Genomic DNA, 21,314 nt, shown 5'->3' with positions numbered 1-21,314 from the left:
CAACCAATATTAGTACTGAGCATCAATTTTTCACTGGCCATCTCTTGTTGTCGACAAGGCCGTATAGAAAAGTCTTAGAAAAATATGCACACAAGAATATTCTACAAAATACATAGATATATCCATCGCAAGTAAAGATGTCTCCTAACTCATTTTTCTCCTGATATTGGGATAATTCTATTCGGCCATAGTGTGATGACAGACATATAAATGCTCGATTGATAACTGTCTTATTTTTTTGCGAATAGAGAACATGGAGATCAAAATGACCGAAAACCGGCATCCTATGGAAAATAGCCACCTCAACGAAATTTGTCACATTATCATCGCAGACGATCACCCGATTCTGCTCCATGGCGTTGAAAAGATATTAGGAACCATTAAAAATATTCGTATTGTTGCCACCGCTCAAACAGTTGCGGAAACCTACAAAGCGCTGGAGGCGCACGTCTGCGACATTCTTATTTGCGATTACTCCTTCTATGGAGACGTTCTTCCAGACGGTTTGCCTATGTTAAAAAAAATCCGGCATACCTACCCTCCTCTTAAAATAATTGTGCTCTCAGCACGCGATGATTTGGGAACTGCCCGTAATACGCTGGAATGTGGCGTGTACGGTTTTGTGCGTAAAAATAGCGATATGCGCAATGTCATCAATGCCGTTCATGAAGTCCGCTCCGGCAATAAGTTTACCGATACCGCGACCACTCAGGACATGCTCAAGAATCTTCTCGCTCTGGGTAGAAACGAACGATCACCCTCCGTTGGTCGCGTTACATTTACACCGAAAGAAATTGAAACGATACGTCTGCTGCAACGTGGCCTGAGTCTCACTGACATTGCCGATCTGACCAATCGTAGTGTTAAAACGGTCAGTGCACATAAGCAATTGCTGATGAAAAAACTCGGAACTAAAAGTAATATCGAATTTTTTCATATGTTAAGTAATGAGCAACTTGTATCTTCCATTACTTCGCAATGATCAAACCCGCTCAAGGGAAACCGTTCTCGACACGTTTTGCACCACACTGGCCATCCTGCCGAAATAGTCCGATCAAACTGTTGGGGCAATACCATCGATGGATACTGTATAGCGGCGCCACATTGTTTACTGTCGTGGCACTGTGCGCCGCCATCATTGCGGTGGCAATGTATGCAGAAAATTTCATCCATACACAACGCCTCTTATTCAATAGTGAACAACGTCAGGTCGAAAGCAAAGTCATTGCCGCGAATGCCAAAATGCGGCAAACAATTGCAAGGCAAGAGCTTTTGGGTAAGCACCGCTTACCCAGTCTGGTGTCTGAAGCCAGGCTAACTGGTACTGTCAATCCAAAGATGGATGTACGGGGCAATCCCATGGCCCCGCAAACGATTTCACAAACCGGTATCACCATCACAACGATCTTGACAGCCACCGACAATGCGTATGCCTTAGGTAACCTGCGCACCCAGTTCCACGATGTTGTGCTCAGTACTGCCCTAAGTAAGTCACCGAAAAAACAGAGCGCGTACCTGATGTTTTATGACAAACAGAAAACGTTTCTCGGTCTGCATTCGCCACAGAATATCGATATAAATTTACCACCCCGGGAAAATCCCACCGACCGCACAGCCGCCATTGTCGAAGCAGTGGAACCCATAGAGGTAGTACTACGAACGATACCAAAAGAACAATTACGCGGCGGAAAAACTATCTGGATTCCTCCTTACATAGACAAGCTGACCGGTACACGCGTTATTAGCCGGGCTGCGGTCGTGTTGCATGACGATGACATTTTTTCTGTCATTGTCATCAGTGTTCCCGTCAATCAATTCGACGATTATTTTTTAGTCCAGCCAATGACAGCTGGCTTTGCTGTCATTGCGTCCAATGGGACCATACTCTCGGGTAAGGTCGCGGGCGACATCGCAAAAAAAACACTTCTACGACAAAATGTACAGCCGCCCCCTGAAAAATATAGCAATTCTCTCAATACAATATTTTCCGGCAACATCACGCTCATCGCCTTAAGCCATCCGGTCAGAGAAACAGGCTGGACCCTGCTGTATACATTTGACTGGGCCATGTTATGGAGTGTTCTTCAGGGCAAGATTTTGTTCACTGCAGGGCTGGCATTGCTGCTGAGCCTGATTTTATGGACGGTGGTAATTCTATTCAATCGCGTGATATTTTTTCCCGTCTTCCGCGAAGCATTACGCGTCCAGGATAGCGAAGCTTTTAATCGAGCAATGATGGGAGTCGCGCCGCTAGGATTTTTCGTGCTCAATTATCGTACCGGAGAACTCTTACTCGACAATGTACAAGCACGCGTGGTGGCCAATCAGCATTGCCCATCCGGAGATATAGAACCGTTATATCAACGCTTAATGACATGTTATAAAAATATCAGTGAGGCTGACAATCCGCAGTCACCTGATATCGATGAGTCCATCGTCCATGTCGAATTGAAACTACCTGGCACCGAAGGAAAATTCAGTTATGCCCTGGCGGCCTTCACACGTACACGTTATTTGCGCAATGATGTTCTTCTGTGTTGCCTGAGCGACATCACATCACAAAAATATGCCGAACGTGCACTGGTGCAGGCAAAGATCGAAGCCGATGAAGCAAATAAAGAAAAATCGATGTTTCTGGCATTAATCAGCCATGAAATACGCACGCCCTTACACGGCGCAACGGGGAATCTGGAATTGCTGGAAATGGCAGCCCTGCCACCTGCCGAGCGCGAACTGGTGCAAACCATCCGAAATTCGTTTCAATCTCTTCTTAGAATTATTAATGACATTCTCGATATTTCTAAAATAGAGGCAGGTCAGCTATCGCTTGACAATGCGCCATTCAACATCCGCGAAACGATCACACAATGCACCCGTTTATGGATGCCCGCCATTGAGGGAAAATCGATAGCTTTCAAATGCCAGATAGCGCCGACTGTTCCAGACATACTCATTGGCGACACCGGACGAATTATGCAAATTTTAAATAATCTGCTATCGAATGCGGTGAAATTTACGGATCGGGGTTGGGTCGCTCTGGATGTGTTCGGGGCCGCAGAAGCGGCTGGTTATGCATTACAAATAGCCATACGAGACTCAGGTGTCGGCATAGCAGTACAAGATCAAAAACGCTTGTTTAAACCCTTCAGTCAAGCCAATCCCTCGATCGCACACGAATTCGGTGGCACCGGGCTCGGATTGTCGCTTTGCGAGCAATTAGCCGAAGCGATGAAAGGGAAAATCACCATTCAAAGTGAATATGGGTCCGGCACCATCGTCCAGGTAAAACTATTGTTAGCCATTCACACCACCACCGGGCCACTCCAGTCAGAATCCAATACCCCCGAGCGAACGCAGAGAACCGACGCTGCCTGCACAGCTTTGTCCTCAGTTACCCCACCATCAGCATCATTGCAATCAAACGCGATCAACGCACCGACATCCTTACGCGTACTCGCAGTGGAAGATGATCCGGTCTGCAAAAAGCTACTGGAAAAACAAATGTTTGCTTTGGGATATAGCAATGTCGATTTTGTTAATAACGGCACCCTGGCGCTTGACCGCGCAACATCGGCCCCAACCGGTTCAGAATACGATCTGATCATGACCGATATGAGTCTGCCTCTGATGAGCGGCGACGAGCTTATTTTGTCGCTACGCCGATGCGGACTATCCATCCCCATTATCGTCATCACCGCTAGCGTCATTAATGAACGCATCGCCAACATTCTTCCTGAAATCGATATCCTGTTGAACAAGCCGGTGTCGCTCATCAACCTCAAAACCGCTCTGGAACGCTATGCATCAAGCGACATACCTGTGAAGAAGAAATCCACGCTACCGGCCCCCCTGCCGGATGTTGAAGTGTCCATTGCTGCCACCAACGTCAACGCTATCGCGTTACAGAATGCCACTGTCGATGCCGATATTGCGATGATTTTTCTCGATACTTACCGCGATGATCTATGGGCGTTACTGCATGCGTTTCAGGCTAGCGATATCGGGACAATGGGCGGACGCTTACACCGACTCAAGGGCGCATTATTGGTCGTCGAGGAGGAAAGTCTGGCCCAATTAGCCGAGCAGCTATGCCGTCACTTGCAATTAAAAGGAAGCGTCCCCGACGAGCAACAATTGCGTCAATTCATCAAGGGCCTCTTACAAGTGGTGAGGAACCTTCGTACTGCATTGCCCTACGTCTGAAAAGCTAATCGCTCATAGCCCAGGAATAAAACGCCATAAACAGCATCACGTTAAGAAATGCGCCAAACACCAGATAAAGTAATGGCAGCATTAAGACGGACAAACTATGCAAAAAAATAGCGTGAACCAGCAGCTGTGTCGGCCCGAAAACACAAAAATACAACATCATCAGCAACGTAAAGCCAATTTTTTTTGCCACCGAAAATGCATAAACGTAATAAGAAAACGCCAAAATCCAAGGAATAATGAACAAAAACACCATCATCATGATGAAGGCATCGCGGGAATAAGTCTCCAGATCGTAGGGAAATGATGCCGGTGCAACCCCAAAATATAATAATGAGGTGCTATGAACAAGTACCAAAACACGTAATAAATAACGGTATGGCATAGCGCTCACAGGCAACCAGAACGACAGTGCCAGAACAAACAGGGTCACCGCAACATGGAGCAGCCAACCACTAGCAGAAGGAATCGCACCGGCAAGATGCAGCGCCGGAATCGCGATCATTTTCTCCCGCACACTAAATTCAAATGTCACGGATATCGCGCCCGGAAGATCTAATCGCACTAACCAAAACGATAAGAAATCCGACCAGAAGTCAGTTAGATCAGGCAATAAATACAACGTCAGCGCATTCAATCCCAACGGCAGCATCACGACTTCAAGCCAGCGACTGTTAGGAAATGACAAGGCCCGCAAAGACCGGTGCATTCTGATTTGATCGCCACGATGACCAAGCCAGCGCCTATGTTCTGATGAAAAATACATGCGTTGTTTCATAACTATCGCCTCTCAGATCACTCCTTAAAAATCCTTAAAAATACCGATCTCAATCCCACGACGCTTGTAAATAGGGTTCTTGTAATACTCGCCCACAAGGTTAAAGCCCCAATCTCTGCCTATCCATTTACGGTAAGTAATGGTCGCGACACTGCTGTTAAAGCCGGCAATTACTTGCGCGTCGCCAAGCAATTGATAGGCTTCTTTGCCATGCCCTAGTCTGAGCGTCAGATAAGACTCTTTCTCATGACCATAGGCCGCGGTCAAAAAACCGTACCCCGCATTCACATTGCCTGGCGAACTGTTATTGAGAATGAATTCCGCCGATACGATCAATGGCATCTCAAAATAATAGTCCGCACCCACATGAAGAATCTGATCATGGTGCGCATCTTTTGCCTGGTAATGCGTATAGCCGATGTTGGCGACAAGATTTTTCTGTTCGAGTAATTTGACATGCAAGAACACATCAACCCGCTCTCGCGGCCAGAATATCCCGCCTGAACTTGATCCTAGTGCTAACGCGCCGTACCAATCTTCGTTGAAGGTATGCGTCAAGCCGCCACTATAAAAAGTCCCGCCATCACCAAATCGCCGCGCATTGACCAACTCGTAATTCCACACATTGTCTGCATTCTGGACCCACGCGCCGCGTACATATTCGCCCTCCCACGATGGTTCATGCCCGGTCAACACATAATGCTGAGCACCCGCCTCGATAAAACCTTTTGCGGGCGGTGGCGATGGCGCTTGCGCCGGTATATCGGACGCAAGAATAGGCATCGTTTCTATCGCATTGCCATCCTGCAAGCCCACCTTTTCCGGTAGCGCAAACGTGCCGTTCGCATTTTCCTGCATCACAGGCGTCATCTCCGTGGCTGGCGGCGCAGCCGTTTCAACTTCACTGACAACTGTGGCCACTGCAACGGCATTCTCAGAGCGTGCCATCAATGGGGCTTTCCGATGTTTTTTACGTACTGGTATCGGTGCTTTCTCCGTTAGTAGGGGCGCGGCATCGAATCCGGGATACACATCGTTTATATCATTGGAGGGCGGCGCAGTCGCAAACGCATCGGCATCCATCTCAACAGCCAGCATTACACCGGTGATCGCCAGCACCATCACCAACTTTTGTGCTTCTTTGTATGCGGATATCACGCTGCACGCTCGCTTCCCATCGACACCATAGCGCAGGGTTTACTTTCTACATCGCCCCTCCTTTGCGCCTCTCCGACGGTGATACTTTGCAAAAGAATATCGCTAATATGCGTAGCGGCGTGACCGTCACCAAACGGATTTTTCACATCGCACATGTTGCGTCGACTCGCCTCATCGGCACGCAACCAATTGAGTTTTTCGGTGATGATAACGGGGTCTGTTCCCACCATAATGCCGCCGCCAGCGGCAATCAATTCCGGCCGTTCCGTGGTGTCTCGCAAGACAAAAACCGGAACGTGCAGCACCATGGCCTCCTCCTGAATGCCGCCCGAATCGGTCAGGATGAGCCAGGCCCTTTTCATAATCCACAGTAACGCCGGATAGTTCAACGGCTCAGTCAGAAACAAGCGTTTTGCAACATCAGGGCTAACGTCGGCAAAGATCTGATGCACTGTATTTTGTACGATAGGGTTCGCATGCACCGGCCAGACCGCGCACAATGTTGCGTCGTTTTCCAGCGCCTCGCGCACCGCTGTGGCGATCGATGCAATACCTTTCCCCCAGTTTTCCCGGCGATGCGCGGTGACCAACATCAAGCGTGTATTTGTCTTCGATAACACATCCGGCAATCCCTGCAAACACTGCGGTAGCACAGCCACGCCTTGCGCTGGCAACTTGTCGATATAGTCGATACCCCACAACGTGGCATCAACAATGGTATTGCCGACACAATGGATTGTTTTACTTGCCAGACCTTCCCGCAAAAGACTCGCTTGCGCAATCGGGGTAGGCGCAAAATGCCAGGTGGCGATCCGGCCGATCAATTCACGATTTTTTTCCTCTGGAAATGGGTCATACATCGACCCGCTACGTAAGCCCGCCTCGACATGACCAACCGGAATCTGGTGATAAAAAGCTGCCATCGTCGCCGCCAGCGCACTCGATGTGTCGCCGTGGACCAATACCGCGATGGGCGAATTTTTCTCTAACACCGCATCGATTTCTTCAATTAACAGGCCGTTTAAATAGGCCAGTGAAGCAGAGCTGCGCTCCAGTTTTAAAAAATAATCCGGCAACATATTGAAAAATTTGTATAAGGGCCATGCCATTTCATGATGCTGGCCGGTATGCAATAACTTGACCGGCAATGCCGACGCTTTTAACGCCCGATACACCGGCGCCATTTTGATGATTTCAGGCCGCGTGCCCATACATAACAAGATCGAAGGATTCATTTTATTTCTCCCTGTGCTCGATAAAACAGATGTGCCTTAAGTTGCTTGCCGTTGCCGGCCACGATAATCCATTCAGTTGCGGCGCTGCGCACGCTTCCCATCCCAGCATCGATGATCGGCTCGGTATAGCGCGCCTTAGAAAATCGCCAGGTTTGTTCATTCAGATTGTCCGGATGCGTCGCGCTGAAAATCAGCATGTGTTTGCGGTCTTCAGCAAAATCCCATTGGACTAACTCACGCTGATCAAGAAAGTCAGCAATCCGGGTCATGGTGTACCAGCGAAATTGTCCATGCGAGAGCATTTCCCGGGTGTGGGTCATCCATGCCCGGGCCGCATCACTGTAGAGCGCCACGCCCGGCGGATGAAAATACACCAGCCGTATGAGCGCCTGATCCTGGGTAAAGTCGCTGATCTCATTGAGCCAAATGCCGAAATCCTTCTGGCTCACTGCCGGGTCCCGTGCAGCCTCTTCAAAGGTCGCAATTTCTCCGCGCACTAATACCGGAAATGTCCAGATTGTTTTGCCCAGACGTTCGCCATTGATATACGAACGGGTTGGTCCCTGACCAACATTGCCGGTGTAGTAATGCGAATGCACACCGTGCGCCTCCAGCCAACGACTGACCCAGGCAGGATGATTTCCTAAGGGCGCTGAATATTCGCGTATCGGTTTACCCGTGACGGTTGAAATGGCGTCGTTATTGAGCGCAATATATTTGGCGAAATCTTTCTCATTGGAATCGCTGATATGTTCGCCAAAATAATTATGAATCCAGCCACCGTGACTACCGACTTCATCACCGCGTGCGACGAATAATTTCATCCATTTCTGTATCTCAGGATTATTCACCACATCGAGCCCGACATGGTCGCCAAACGTATTCGTATCCGGCCCTGCGGTGATGTCGATGGAATAAGGCCCCTGCTCAAAAAAACCTAAATCGACCATTTTCGCAATGCCTGGAAGCGCCAACTTTGAATCGATATGCCAGTTCATAACCAGGCCGCCAATCCCGTCCGGCGTATTGCCCATGACAGGGAGCTGCAAAATGGTACGGGCAAAATAATTCAAGAAACCATGCAAGGGCGCGCCATCGGTACGCAGCTTCAGATAGGTCAGAGGGAAATTCACAAACAAGACTTTTCCCGCGCCAAACGGGTGCACACCCGCCAACAGATCGCCGCTGTCTGAGACCATCAAGGTGCGCCCCTCAAACACGCCTTCGGTAACGAAATGGCCGTATTCCAGTCGATCATAGCTATACGAGGAAATCACCACTTCTTTCGTCACGTCCAGACCGACCTTGCGGCGCGAAGCAATCGAATCCACGCTGGCAAGGTCGATGGGGACGTCAGCATATTTTCCCGGGGGAATATTGAGCGCATTCAATACATCCGGCGTGCTAATCGCAGAACCCACCACCAGCGTGTCGTCGCCCAGTTTTTTATACAATGCGTACTCAACACCGGCCAAGGCCGACAATCTGGCCCGCTCCGGCACCGCCCCACCTTTTAAATTGAGCGTACCGGCATCAAAGGTCAGCATCAGCTTGCCACCGTTGCGCACATATTCAGAAAGGGTATCGATGAGCACCACGCTCATCTTCCGATGCATGGCGTCGGGCACAATCACCCCGGCATACCCGCCCTCCAATCGCACACGGTGAAAGATCGACGGTTGTAAAAATTCCCCGGCATGCACTGGTTCAAGATGCACCCCCTCTTCCAGCGCCGCATCCTTCCATGCCCGCACGCCTACATCCGTCAACGGCACATCATCCTCAATCAAAAAGGCAATCGTATCTATGGCTCCTTCGTGCGCTTGAAAGTGACGCACCACCGCCAGAGCTATCAAAGCCAACAACACCAACACGACTGCTGTCGTCCAGAGACGCTTTAACATAATGACCTTTCCAAGCACCATGAAGACGGACGCAAAATCACATACGTTACTTCTTCGAGAACATTCCAACGCGGCCCGGCACGCAACCCACTTGCGCTCTCAACCCAACTCAGTGCGGTGGGCTTGTCATCCATATGAAGTGCCGCAATGGCCACTAAACCCCACGGAAAATAGTCCGCCGTCAGCGTTAACCAAGGCGCTTTATTGCGCGCCATCCATGCGTGATAGGAAGAGCGGGAAGAGCGGCGCTCACCGCAGATATCCGGCAATCCACCCAGCAAGGGATACAGTTGCGCCACCTGATCCGGATAAAAATCATCGCTCTGTCTGACTTGCGTCGTAATCCGATAGCGCTCTGACACCGGGTCCCAAAAAACCCGCTCAATCGCGTCGGCCACGGCCATCGCCCGTACGGTATAAGCTTTTGCGCGCCAGAGCGGGCCGTGCGCTGCAAAGTATCTGGACAAGGCGCTGTAGCCTTCGTAGATCTCTACGTTATCCATCAACAGCGCTGCAGAATTGGTCGAGGAAATCGTATAGACACCAGTGCCTGTGACGCCGTCGGCTACCCGCAGCGACTCCAGCCGCGTGAGTGCACGATCCATACTGTTTTGCAGCGCCACAGGCATTTCGCCCGGCGTCGCCTCGGCCAGCAGTGCCACCCACATTGCCATCATCGCGTCGTCTGCATCAGCATCCTTGCAAGCGAGCCATTGTGCAGCCAGTTCATATCTGCAATAGCGCATGAAACGACCATCAGGAAGTTGACGGGGCAACAGCCAGGCTATCCATTTTTGGGTAATCTCGCGCATGTCCAGCCCGTGTTGCACGGCCAGCAGCAGTGCTTTGGTAGCGAAGTAAGGGTCCACAAATGCGGTGTCACGCTTTAACGTAATGGCACCATCTTCGCGTTGATATCCGTCCAGTGAAAGAGACCGATCAACGGGCGCAATCGCCACCGACAGTAACGGCAATGCCAGCGTGAATGCACCAGCAATACAGGCAAGCCGACCTGGTTGAACGGTGTTCATAACGCCGCCTTGTTCGTACCACGATTGACCACCACGCCACGCTCCCGTGCCCATACCGTTCCGTAGGCAATCGTATTGTGAGCATAGAGTTTGATGACAGGCGCACTGATCGAGGTCGGATGAGATAGCGATCCAATCCGTGCACCATGGCCGATCAACACCGCTTGCTCCGAGATCAGCGGGCCATCGATCACCGCATGATTGCCGCAAATAATCCGCCCGGCACTCACCACAGCGCCGCGTACGGTGACCCCCGCTTCCATCTGGATACTGCGGTGGGCTTTGATACTTCCCAGAACTAATACACCAGCGCCTATCCGCAATTTTCCACGCACAATCAGATCGCCGTAAAGAACGGTATCGGCTGGCAGCGTCAAATCGCCCAAGGCAATCATGCGTCCTTCATCCGGTCGTTGATCGACCTGATGGGCGATCAGTGCAAGTGCAGAAGGTCGCTCTATTACCGTTTTAGCGTCAGCGCCTGCGACATCAACTGGCGAGTGGCGATTGACTTCTCCAACACAGATACGCGGTGCATTGAGTCGTTCGAAATGGGCCGCGCCATGGAAATGCATTTCATCATCGGCAGAGGCCCGACCGTATAAGACTGCCTCAGCGCCGATATGCAAGCGTCTCGCATGCACCCAGCGCAATACTTGATTGCCGCTACGCAGCGCAATATCCCCTTCCGCAAACAGCGCACGAAAATGATTGTTGATCCCGCTTTGAATATTCCCTATCGCGTAGACCTCACGCGCATAATCAAAACAGTCGGGCAACATCAGATTTTTTTCGCCCACCAGTCGCCGCTCAGTCATCCGCCGGGTGACTTCTTCTGGCTCCAGGGGAAGTGCCGCATCCTCAATAACGATCAAAAATTCTGCCATATTGGCGGATTTCAGCTGCGACCCTACGGCACTTTCAGGCAAAGAAAGCGCCGCAAGATACTCCCGCGACAACTGCGCCAGCCTGCGCGCAAAGCGGGTAATGCTACGGTCATGGTCATACGCGATATTGAGCGGATCGATATCGGTGGGCCATAGCAATTCACGCAGCGCTGGCAGCAATGGCGTGATGAATAACGACAATGCAAACAAGAAAAAAAGGATGGTCCACATGACTCAAACCTCCTTCCGATAGCGCACGGTTTTATCCCACTGAAAGCGACGATGCATGAGGTGATCGGTCAGCAGTTGCTCTAGCGTCGCTTCCGAAATACCCACTAAGCTGACGATAAAACCGATCAGATTAAAAGGTAGTAGCCGGATGCGTCGGTGGTTATAGTCCAGATGGACCCCAGCGGCAATTTCAAAAAAAGCGGCGAAATTTCCCAGTGTGCAATAGCTGGTAAATGCGACGACCGACAACAATCCGATCGCCAGCGGCGTATCGCCAAAATAGAACGCGAGAATCCCGATCACCCATCCCAAAATCACCATCGGTGACATCGCGTACACACCCAGCAACAGCAAACCATCTATGCGCTCCATCACCGGCACGGAACGGTCTCGTAGCAATGCCTTCGAATGTCGGAACAGCGCCTGATTGTGCCCCTTGGCCCAACGCTTGATTTGCCGGTAACGCACCGGCCACGACTCCGGCACCTCCTCATAACATTCGCAGCGATTTTGATAGACCGTTTTCCAGCCACGCAACAGCAAACGAAACGTCAGATCGGTATCCTCGGCCAGCACATCGTCATGCCAGCCACCAATACTGTGCAGCGCACGCATACGGACACCACCGACCGTGCCGCCGTATTGCGGCACCAAACGGAGATTCATCCGCGCTTGCTGGTCCACTTGATAGCCGGCAGAACGTTCCAGATCCAGTAAGCGCGTGAGCAAATTGGTGCCCACATTCAGAGGCACGACCCGCCCCATGACCGCTCCCACTTCAGGATCGAAAAAAGCCGATACAAGTTGTTTGATCAACCCTTTTGACGGAATGTAATCGGCGTCAAACACAATAATGATGTCGCTGGTAACCGCCGCCGTGGCATCCTTCAACGCCGCCGCTTTACCCGGCTTGCCATCAACACGGTGAAACGGATGAATCCGGTCCGGATGTTGTGCGACGAAGCGGTCAATGATTTCACGCGTTCTGTCTGTGGAGCGATCATTGACTGGCACGATATCGAGCTTACCGGCAGGAAAATCGACTTCCAGCAACGCTCTGAGTGAGCCGGAAATAACCGCCTCTTCATTGTGGGCGGCAATCAGCACGGTGACGCTCGGCCAATTGGCAACATCGATATCACTGTAAGGATGGCGTTGCACACCGAACAGCCGATTCAAGGTAAAGATGACGTGTCGGCAGGTGTATATCACCAGAAAAACCGCAATCACTGCCCCCAGCCACTGGAGCAGCAGCATCATCAGCTTTCCACCAGGGATAGTTTTCACGGGAAATTCGACCGCAGAAGTACCAAATGAAGTACCAACTGAAGTACCAAACGCAGGCGCGTCTTGCACCATCGAAAATGGCGAAATGGAATCCATTTGAATCGGCGTCACAGGCCAGTTGGCACGTAGTGTTTGCTTGGGCGGTTTCTTGGTATTGACAGTCACAGGCATTAGCAATCGGATCGGCTTTGCATCTGGCACGACAGACATATTTTTCGATGAGTGCGTTGCTTGCGATGGCGGTGTCGACATCGCCGCTACCTCAGCTTTATCGCTCAGAGCATGGATAGTCGCGAGGAGATTTGCCTTGGGTACTTGAGAGGTGCCCGGCAGTGCCAGGCTGTGTCCGGCGGTTGAGGCGTACAAAAAGCAGCACAGTACAAAACCAAAAACCGTGCGGAAAAATCCAGTGTCGGGGATCGAAATGTGCCCCCGCCTTGGCTGGCGCCACGTAACTTGATGAAGGGTAAAAAGAAAAAACATCTCTTTTCTCCTAAGCTGAACACCACATAGATGTCACGTTTGAAGACTACGTCTGCATCATTTTTGCGGTCTTATTGGCAATGAGGACACATGCAAAATATTGTTTTTTTAATTATAAAGTAGACAACTAAACAACGCATTAAGTATTGTTAAAAATATAATAATTTATAAAAATACAACAATAGTGTTGCATTTTGGAAAATCCACACACGTATTTTTTGCTTAAAAAGGGTTGAAAAACCCGTTTAGGATGCCGCACGCTGGACAACAAAAATTAGGAGATTTCCCGCTTTCAATACCGGCAAATCTGAAAATAATTTGAGGTGATTCAGCAATTAAAATTTGACGCCAGAATAGTCTGAGAGCACTCGAAAATAATTGTATTGGACGCCAATTCCGCCGGAACTCAAAAGACAAACATGACTCAGTTGGCAACGAAGAAAACCACTTCGTATAACTCCATCAATTTAACCAAGAAGGAAATATCGCTAATGAAAATACACACAACGTTCGTCATATTCGCCATTGCCATCACCCAGATGTTGTTCCTCAAGGCATCGCACTCCCAGGAACAAGTCCACGCATCAACTGCCAGAAAAGCGATCGATCCTGGCAAACATTTCAGCACCGCCATTGAGGCAGGCGACTATGTTTTTCTCTCAGGAGCAGTTGGCACCGATGCACAAAACAAGGTCATTCCAGGTGGCGTCAAAATGGAGGTCCATCACATCATGGCGCAGTTCGAACAAACCTTGGCACGCTCAGGCCTAAGCCTGAAGGACATCGTGAAAACCACGGTCTATCTGCGTCATGGCAAAGATTTCGCTGCCATGAATGCCGTGTATCAATCGTATTTTCCCAATGATCCCCCGGCACGCACAACGGTCGTGGTCGGCTTCCCCGATAAAACCCTCAACGTTGAGATTGATGCGATCGCTTATCGGAGCCCGATGTCGAGAATCAAGACACCAGCCGTGATCATGCATGCAAGTGCTCCTCCCCCATTACACGCGCTTGAAGCGCTGCCGGCAGAACAACTCTCTGAGCTCATTACGCGCCAGTATTTGCACGGCACACAAAGCACATTTGTTCGTTGGGAGATGAAAAAAGGCGCAGTCATTCCGATGCATCAACATCCCAATGAGCAGGTCACCTGGATCACCAAAGGCCGCGCCGAGGTTGAAGTGGGCGGGAAACAATACGTCATGCAAGCCGGTGACATGATCATTATTCCGCCTGATGTGCCGCATAAATTTGTGTTTACCGAAGACACCGTCGATATCGATTTTTTCTCTCCGGCACGACAAGACTGGATCGATGGTTCAGCATCTTATTTGCCACAGTAGACTTTTTCTATTTGCTTGCGACAGGATTGTGATTGTCATGCAGATCGGATAAAAAGAGTGTTCGATTCGCTAACGAGAAACCACATATGAGAAAACTAACCATCTTTTTATTCGGGCTATGGGCAGCAACCGTAATTTCCATCGCGTCGGCTCAGCAAGGCGCGCCACGTGTATCACTGGAAGACGTAAAAGTACCTCCATCCGAGGAGTGCCGACTGTTACAAGCGCGGATTGATGAACTGAACCGGATGGACGATGAACGTCTGGCCCACGCTAGAAATAACGAAGGACAACAACGTCCGGTGCAAACCAGAGAATGGATTAGCCAGGAACGAAAGGATGCGCAGACGAAAATGTTTTTTGCTAAATGTTAAGAACTTGAAAGCATCACGTTAGATTAAAAAAAGCGGTGACAATCTAAAAAGATTGTCACCGCTTTTTTAACGCGATATCGGCGGAAGGTAGCAAGAGTCGAACTTACGAGGAAGCGGCTGACGCCCCCTACCGGGTTTGAAGCCCGGCCGCACCACCGGATGCGTATACCTTCCAAAATGTGTAGTACGTAATATCTATCCTGTCGCATTACCCCAAGGACTGTCTATGCGCACCAGGTGGACATCACCGCGCCGCCGAGTATAGCCGACGCGATCAAAAAATTCCAACAATTGAATTGCCCGTTTACGTCCCAGACCGGTTGCATCCCGAAAAGCGCCAGCACTCACCGGGGTCGATGGTGCATCCACAGGCTGTGCACTATCACCATGCGCGAGTCCGGCGACGATTTGTGAGAGCTCATCCACCCGGGATGGCGTATAAAACAGATCCTTAACGATTTGATTGAGCTGTCCGCGTTTGGCTAACTTGCATAGCAGATCGCGCACGGCCATTTCATCTGCCGAGTGCGCCTGTGCCAGATCGCGGACCCACGGTGGATTAAATCTACCTGCATCAAGGGCCTCGAGCAGTTGAAGCGCTAACGCTTGTTCGTCGGCATGCAACTCCACAGTATGTTCCGGCAGATGCAGCCAAGGGCCTTGCTGCAGCATCGTGTTGGCCAGGCATAACGACGCCACCAACACCCGCCATAGCGCATCGTCCAGATCAGGCTCAACTATGCGTTTAAGGCGGCCAATATGGGGGCCGACATCATCCGGTGTACTCGCATGAAACGCCCTTAATGCCTCCACGGCACGCGCAGCAAGCACATCTCTGGCGGACTGTGTAATGAGTAAGGCATCGCCTTCGCGCAGAGAGACCGTGAGCGTATCGGCAGGCAGCGCAAGATGCTCTGGCGGCAATTGCGACAAGCGCACTAACGCAGAACGATGCAGGCCAAGTGGACTGCAGGCAAGCAGCGCTGCAATGCCCGTGATACCGCAACGGGTGTCCGTTGAAACAACAAAAGCAGCAAGCGCATCGCGCCATGCACCACGTGCAACACTGCGACGTTTGTGGACAGGACCAAAGGGATCGAGTACCCGACCACCGCCGATGGTGCGTGATGCCTGCGCATTGCGAATCACAAAACGCTCACCCGGCACCGCATGCAAAGGTTTATCAAATACCAGTTGCACCCTTGCCTGCTGGCCTGGCGACATGGCATCGCCATCCATCGCCTCAAGCAACACGACATGCGCGGTGCGATGCGTTGCGCCAAGATGCACATGTACCGGTGACCAGGTTTTAAGCGACTGACCGGCATCTGCCAGTAGTTGCAGATCGACATCGATGCGCTCGGAACACTCTGCCAGCGCGGGGGCCACAATCCAGTCGCCGCGATGGATTTGATCACAGGCGATCCCGGCCAGGTTGAGCGCCAGACGTTGGCCGGCATAGCCGATTGCAGCGGGCTGATTTTGTGCGTGAATACTGCGCACCCTGACCCGTTCACCGCTCGGTGCCAGCACTAATATGTCGTCGATAGCTACGCGTCCTGCCAGTGCAGTGCCGGTCACGACGGTGCCATGTCCGGCCAGCGTGAAGACACGGTCTATCGCTAGCCGAAACAGGCGCTGATCCTGATCATGGGGTAACGTTGTTGCCGCATCGCTCAGGTATGACAGTAAGGCCGCTACGCCGGAATCATTATCCACGTTAGCTTGCGTACGGAAAATCGCTGCACCGGAAAACGGTGTGGACGCCAACAACGCCGTTATCTCGGCCTCCACCTCGGCAATGCGTTCTGCATCGACCCGATCAATCTTAGTCAATGCCACCGCGCCACGTCGCACGCCTAATAGTGCGAGGATTGCCAGATGCTCACACGTTTGCGGCATGACGCCGTCATCGGCGGCGATCACCAGCAAGGCAAAATCAATCCCGGCAGCCCCGGCGGCCATGGTGTGGATCAACTTTTCATGTCCGGGGACATCGATTAAGCCGAGTATCTCGCCATTGGGTAAAGGCAGATAGGCATAGCCCAGCTCGATGGAAATGCCGCGTTCTTTTTCTTCCTTCAGGCGGTCGGTATCGACGCCGGTCAAGGCCCGCGTCAAAGTAGTCTTGCCGTGATCGATATGCCCTGCTGTACCGACGATCATGGCTGCACCGCTAACTGTGCAAGCTGGGCCACGAACGGCGCTTCATCTGCACTTTCCAGACAGCGCAGATCGAGCCACAGCGTATCGTTGGAAATCCGTCCGATGACCGGACGCGGTAATGCGCGCAGTTTTTTTTCCATCTGACCAAGTGCGCTTCCGTGCCTTTTATGCGGATGAACAGAATTGACCCGCAACGACAGTCCATAACTCGGCAACAAATCCACCGGCAAAGCACCACTACCGATCTGGCTCAATAACGGTTCGGCAGCCACCACAAACGCAGCACCAAGTATTTGCTGGAGCAGCGGAGCAAGGTTTTCTGCTTGTGCGCGCATCGCCGCCTGAGGGCGGGTCAACAAGCGTAGCGTCGTGAGTCGCTCAGATAAAAACTCAGGGCTGCGGTAGAGCGCGAGCACCGGCTCCAACGCGGCCAGCGTCATTTTGCTCACGCGCAAGCAACGCTTGAGCGGATGGCGTTTAATTTTTTTAATCAGGTCGGCGCGTCCGACGATCAACCCGGCTTGCGGGCCGCCCAGTAGTTTGTCGCCGCTAAAGGTCACCAGATCGGCCCCGGCGGCAATCGTCTCGCGCACGGTGGTTTCACGCGGCAAGCCGTATTGCGACAGATCGATCAAGGTGCCACTACCCACATCGACTGCGGTCGGCACGCCGTGCTCTTTCCCCAGCCGTGCAAGTTCGTCAATCTCGATACTTTTAGTAAAACCCTGCACCACATAATTGCTGCAATGCACTTTCATCAATAAAGCGCTGCGTGCATTGATCGCGTCGGCATAATCGGCCAGATGGGTACGGTTGGTGGTCCCGACTTCGCGCAACTTTGCGCCCGCCTGTTTCATGATGTCGGGAATCCGAAACGCCCCACCGATTTCGACTAACTCCCCGCGTGAAACAATGACTTCACGGCGCGGGGCTATCGCGCTCAACATCAGCAACACAGCGGCGGCGTTGTTATTGACAACGGTTGCAGCTTCAGCACCGGTCAATTCGCACAGCAAACCTTCGACCAGATCATCGCGGTCACCGCGCTTGCCGGTGCTCAGATCGAATTCCAGATTCATCGGCGCACTCAGCGCCTGCATAACAGCGCTGATAGCCACATCCGGCAACAGTGCCCGACCCAGATTGGTATGCAATACCGTACCGGTCAGGTTGAATAGTTGTTTGATCGGAGAAACGTTGGCGCACTCTAAACGAGCGGCAAGAACCGTATTGAGTGCGGCGATTGTGCCCGGTACAGCAGCACACCCGCCCACCATTTCCGCACGCAACTCAGTACGCAACTCCGCCAGCAACGCACGCAGCGCCGCCAGCGTTTGGGTGCGACCGTATTGCTCGATCAGTGCACCACAGGATGGGTCGGCAAGTACCCTCTCAACCGAGGGCAAACGTGCCGCAAAACTTGCATCGCCATCCAGTGCCGATGAGTGCGTCGTCATTCTGGTGTGTTAAACCAGAGCAAGGGATTCATGCTGGCGCGGGTATAACCGGCTTCGGCTACCAAGACATCTAACATCAACGTCGCCAGATCATCGGCCAGCGGTTCGACGTCGTAGTCGTGCTCCTGATTGACGATTTTTCGGTAGGTATGACAGTCGTCGCAGGTTTCAGCACGAACGACTTTTTGCGGATCGTTAGCCTTGTTAGGTTTGATCGACTGCATAACCGACGCCGCTTCGTTGGCTTGTGCAATCTCGGCTTCGCTACGATTGTCCAGCCCCTGATAGGCGATGTTGGCGTTTTTCTCGCAGTGCGAGCATTTGACCCGCACCATATGCCATTCGCTGGCGCACAACTCGCAATGCAGATAACGGTAGCCCTGCGATTGCCCGCCGATCCGTACCACGCTGGCGACCGGCTGCGAACCGCAGCATGGACACACGGCACCGGTTTCCAGGGTAGGCACATCTTGCAGCAGTAATTTGCTGGCACGATGGGTCCAGATCACTTGCAGCGCCGCGGCGATAAACGGCGCTTGTGCCGGATCGAGCGCTTCAGTACGTTGCGCCAACACGGCGTCGGCCAAGATGTTCAGCGCATCTTTATCTAGCGCATGCAAAGCCGCCAGCACAGGAACCAGCGCTGGCCGCTCTGCTGCGGTTGGCACCAGAAAGGTTAACAGGCGCTGCATGACGGTATATAAACTACTGCGCACCAATGGCGATAAATCACCCTGCGCCAGTAACGGCGGCATGCCATGCTGGCGTGCAGTCTCCAGCGTCGCCTGCTCGGGCCATGCGGCATCGGCATCGGTCAGCGATTCAAACACCGCATCTTGCGCATCCACCAGATCAGCCATCAACAGCAAATATCCACTCAATTCATCACTAACCGGCGTGCCGAGCACGGCACCGGCGGCTAATTTGCGCAGACGTGCTGCGCGCGGTCCGAATACGCCATCGGCAGGCGGCAACAATAGCCGCGCAATAGTGGTGTGATCGAGGGATTCAATTTCTCCGCGTTCAAGAATTCGTTGCACTAAGACTCCCTTTGAATAAATGAATGGGCCGATATGGGATATCGGCCCATGGGTTACTTTAGTTACTTTAGTTAATTTAATGCATTACTTCTTGTTGCTTTGCTTAACAACATCCTTAAACCAGCGTGGATGATGTTTTTTTGCCCAGCCGTAAGTCACCGTACCGCGCACCATCGCGCCCATCGAGCCTTTGATCCAGATCCCGGCATACACGTGCACCACAATGCTGATGATGATCACAAAGGCACAAATCGCATGCAATAACGCCGCGGCACGAATCACCGGAATCGGAAAATAGAACGCAAAGTATGCGCGCCAAATCACAATGCCCGATAGCAACAAGCCTAACATGCAAGCAATCAACGTAAAGAAAAGCATCTTCTGACCGGCGTTGTAGCGCCCCACTTCCGGCAGTTTGTCTTCACGATTTGCTAACACATCATCGATTTGTTTGAGCCATTGCACGTCGCCCTTTTCAAACTGATTGTGATGCCAGAACCGCAGCACCAGCAGCGCAAACGACAGAAACATCACAACGCCAACAAAGGGATGCAAAATCCGCGTCCATTGCCCGCCGCCAAACAGTTCTGTGAGCCAAAACATCGACGGATGAAACAACGCCAGCCCTGACAACGCGAGCAACACAAAGGTGATCGCGGTAATCCAGTGGTTAGTGCGCTCGTTGGGGTTGTAGCGCAGGATCAGAGGAGGCGATGAGGGATGCTCGTGTCCCGTTTCTTGATCACTCATCGCGCTTCTCCTTGCTGGCTTTCAACGATTTTACGCGCCGCTTCCTGCGCCTCAAGTTCCTCTTCCGCACTGACTTCGCTAGGGCCGCCACGGATGTAATGGAAGAATCCCGCCAAACCAGCCAATGCGATACTCGCCACCGCCAACGGTTTCGCGACACCCTTCCACAAGCCGACAAAGGGACTGATTTTCGGATTGTCAGGCAAACCGTGATATAGCGACGGCTGATCGGCGTGATGCAATACATACATCACGTGCGTGCCGCCAACGCCCGGCGGATCATACAAACCGGCATTCTCAAAACCACGCGACTTCAGATCCTCGATGCGCTCTTCGGCATGGGTTTTCATGTCCTCTTTGGTGCCAAACACAATCGCACCCGTCGGACAGGTTTTGACGCAAGCCGGTTCTTGTCCGACGGCCACCCGGTCTGAACACAACGTGCATTTGTAGGCGCGTTTGTCGAGCTTGGAGATACGTGGGACGTCGAACGGACAACCGGCGATACAGTAACCGCAACCGATACAATTTTCTTGATGAAAATCGACGATACCGTTGGTGTATTGCACGATCGCACCCGGTGCCGGGCAAGCCTTGAGGCAGCCGGGGTCTTCGCAATGCATACAGCCATCTTTGCGAATGAGCCATTCCAGATTGGCTTCCTGATTTTCATATTCCGAGAACCGCATGACGGTCCACGATTTATCGGTCAGGTCACGTGGATTGTCGTATGTGCCGGAGGTGTCGCCGATTTCATCGCGCAAATCGTTCCATTCCATACACGCGGTCTGGCACGCCTTGCAACCGATGCATTTGGAGACATCGATGAGCTTGGCGACCGTACCGGTGACGGGCTCCCGAACTGCGGGCGGCTGCACGGTGGTCGCCGACAGCCTTCTGATATCCAGAGATTGCAGTGCCATCTTAATTGCCTCCCACGGTGGAAATCAGCGTACTGATGTTGCTCACATTGCTGAG

16 protein-coding genes and 1 tRNA gene are annotated in these 21,314 nt (G+C 51.9%); 4 read left to right on the top strand and 13 right to left on the bottom strand.

All coding sequences use genetic code 11. The features are described 5' to 3' along the window. Nucleotides 1-265: 265 nt before the first annotated feature. Together ACVBEF_RS04240 and ACVBEF_RS04235 are read left to right on the top strand one after the other, a co-directional pair. A complete protein-coding gene (locus tag ACVBEF_RS04240; protein ID WP_447122703.1) occupies nucleotides 266-982 on the top strand; it encodes a response regulator in 717 nt (238 codons plus the stop codon). Continuing rightward, nucleotides 979-4,203 carry an ATP-binding protein gene (locus ACVBEF_RS04235; protein ID WP_447122702.1) on the top strand — a complete coding sequence of 1,075 codons (3,225 nt, stop codon included), beginning with the start codon at nucleotides 979-981 and terminating at the stop codon, nucleotides 4,201-4,203. The genes ACVBEF_RS04240 and ACVBEF_RS04235 overlap by 4 nt, the downstream gene beginning before the upstream one ends. Before the next feature lie 4 nt (nucleotides 4,204-4,207). On the opposite strand, the gene ACVBEF_RS04230 is transcribed toward ACVBEF_RS04235, so the two are convergent. The 7 genes from ACVBEF_RS04230 to ACVBEF_RS04200 are packed head-to-tail and all read right to left on the bottom strand — an operon-like array spanning nucleotide 4,208 to nucleotide 13,086. Further along, a complete protein-coding gene (locus ACVBEF_RS04230) occupies nucleotides 4,208-4,987 on the bottom strand; it encodes a hypothetical protein (RefSeq protein ID WP_447122701.1) in 780 nt (259 codons plus the stop codon). Nucleotides 4,988-5,011: 24 nt separating this feature from the next. Beyond that, nucleotides 5,012-6,145: a YaiO family outer membrane beta-barrel protein gene (locus tag ACVBEF_RS04225; protein WP_447122700.1), complete on the bottom strand. Its 1,134-nt coding sequence runs from the start codon at nucleotides 6,143-6,145 to the stop codon at nucleotides 5,012-5,014. Further along, complete coding sequence (wecB, locus tag ACVBEF_RS04220) at nucleotides 6,142-7,380, bottom strand: non-hydrolyzing UDP-N-acetylglucosamine 2-epimerase (protein WP_447122699.1); 1,239 nt, start codon at nucleotides 7,378-7,380, stop codon at nucleotides 6,142-6,144. The genes ACVBEF_RS04225 and wecB overlap by 4 nt, the downstream gene beginning before the upstream one ends. Next, nucleotides 7,377-9,284, bottom strand: coding sequence for a hypothetical protein (locus tag ACVBEF_RS04215; RefSeq protein WP_447122698.1), 1,908 nt, complete (start codon nucleotides 9,282-9,284; stop codon nucleotides 7,377-7,379). The genes wecB and ACVBEF_RS04215 overlap by 4 nt, the downstream gene beginning before the upstream one ends. Further along, nucleotides 9,278-10,315 (bottom strand): hypothetical protein, encoded by a 1,038-nt coding sequence (locus tag ACVBEF_RS04210; protein ID WP_447122697.1) that lies wholly within the window; start codon nucleotides 10,313-10,315, stop codon nucleotides 9,278-9,280. Before ACVBEF_RS04210 ends, ACVBEF_RS04215 begins: the two co-directional genes overlap by 7 nt. Further along, nucleotides 10,312-11,433, bottom strand: coding sequence for a hypothetical protein (locus ACVBEF_RS04205; protein ID WP_447122696.1), 1,122 nt, complete (start codon nucleotides 11,431-11,433; stop codon nucleotides 10,312-10,314). The genes ACVBEF_RS04210 and ACVBEF_RS04205 overlap by 4 nt, the downstream gene beginning before the upstream one ends. Nucleotides 11,434-11,436: 3 nt before the next feature. Further along, nucleotides 11,437-13,086, bottom strand: coding sequence for a glycosyltransferase (locus ACVBEF_RS04200; protein ID WP_447122695.1), 1,650 nt, complete (start codon nucleotides 13,084-13,086; stop codon nucleotides 11,437-11,439). A gap of 608 nt (nucleotides 13,087-13,694) precedes the next feature. On the opposite strand from ACVBEF_RS04200, the gene ACVBEF_RS04195 reads away from it, so the two are divergent. Both ACVBEF_RS04195 and ACVBEF_RS04190 read left to right on the top strand, forming a co-directional pair. Then, nucleotides 13,695-14,549, top strand: a complete 855-nt coding sequence (locus ACVBEF_RS04195; protein WP_447122694.1) for a Rid family hydrolase — start codon at nucleotides 13,695-13,697, stop codon at nucleotides 14,547-14,549. 86 nt (nucleotides 14,550-14,635) lie between these two features. Then, nucleotides 14,636-14,923, top strand: coding sequence for a hypothetical protein (locus tag ACVBEF_RS04190; RefSeq protein WP_447122693.1), 288 nt, complete (start codon nucleotides 14,636-14,638; stop codon nucleotides 14,921-14,923). An 81-nt stretch (nucleotides 14,924-15,004) separates the two neighbouring features. Here the strand turns inward: ACVBEF_RS04190 and ACVBEF_RS04185 are convergent. The 6 genes from ACVBEF_RS04185 to fdxH form a co-directional block, all read right to left on the bottom strand. Beyond that, nucleotides 15,005-15,097, bottom strand: a tRNA-Sec gene (locus ACVBEF_RS04185). 21 nt (nucleotides 15,098-15,118) lie between these two features. Continuing rightward, the gene (selB, locus tag ACVBEF_RS04180; RefSeq protein WP_447122692.1) at nucleotides 15,119-17,089 is read right to left on the bottom strand and encodes a selenocysteine-specific translation elongation factor; all 1,971 of its coding nucleotides are present in this window, start codon (nucleotides 17,087-17,089) and stop codon (nucleotides 15,119-15,121) included. Then, nucleotides 17,086-18,546 (bottom strand): L-seryl-tRNA(Sec) selenium transferase, encoded by a 1,461-nt coding sequence (gene selA / locus ACVBEF_RS04175; RefSeq protein WP_447122691.1) that lies wholly within the window; start codon nucleotides 18,544-18,546, stop codon nucleotides 17,086-17,088. Before selA ends, selB begins: the two co-directional genes overlap by 4 nt. Further along, nucleotides 18,543-19,586, bottom strand: coding sequence for a formate dehydrogenase accessory protein FdhE (gene fdhE / locus ACVBEF_RS04170; protein ID WP_447122690.1), 1,044 nt, complete (start codon nucleotides 19,584-19,586; stop codon nucleotides 18,543-18,545). The genes selA and fdhE overlap by 4 nt, the downstream gene beginning before the upstream one ends. A gap of 84 nt (nucleotides 19,587-19,670) precedes the next feature. After that, a complete protein-coding gene (locus ACVBEF_RS04165; RefSeq protein ID WP_447122689.1) occupies nucleotides 19,671-20,336 on the bottom strand; it encodes a formate dehydrogenase subunit gamma in 666 nt (221 codons plus the stop codon). Next, nucleotides 20,333-21,259: a formate dehydrogenase subunit beta gene (fdxH, locus tag ACVBEF_RS04160; RefSeq protein ID WP_447122688.1), complete on the bottom strand. Its 927-nt coding sequence runs from the start codon at nucleotides 21,257-21,259 to the stop codon at nucleotides 20,333-20,335. The genes ACVBEF_RS04165 and fdxH overlap by 4 nt, the downstream gene beginning before the upstream one ends. Between the last annotated feature and the right edge of the window lie 55 nt (nucleotides 21,260-21,314).

This window comes from Glaciimonas sp. GG7 (assembly GCF_052976905.1).
Note: the sequence above shows the minus strand (reverse complement) of the source record. Positions and strands in the feature narration are given on the sequence as shown.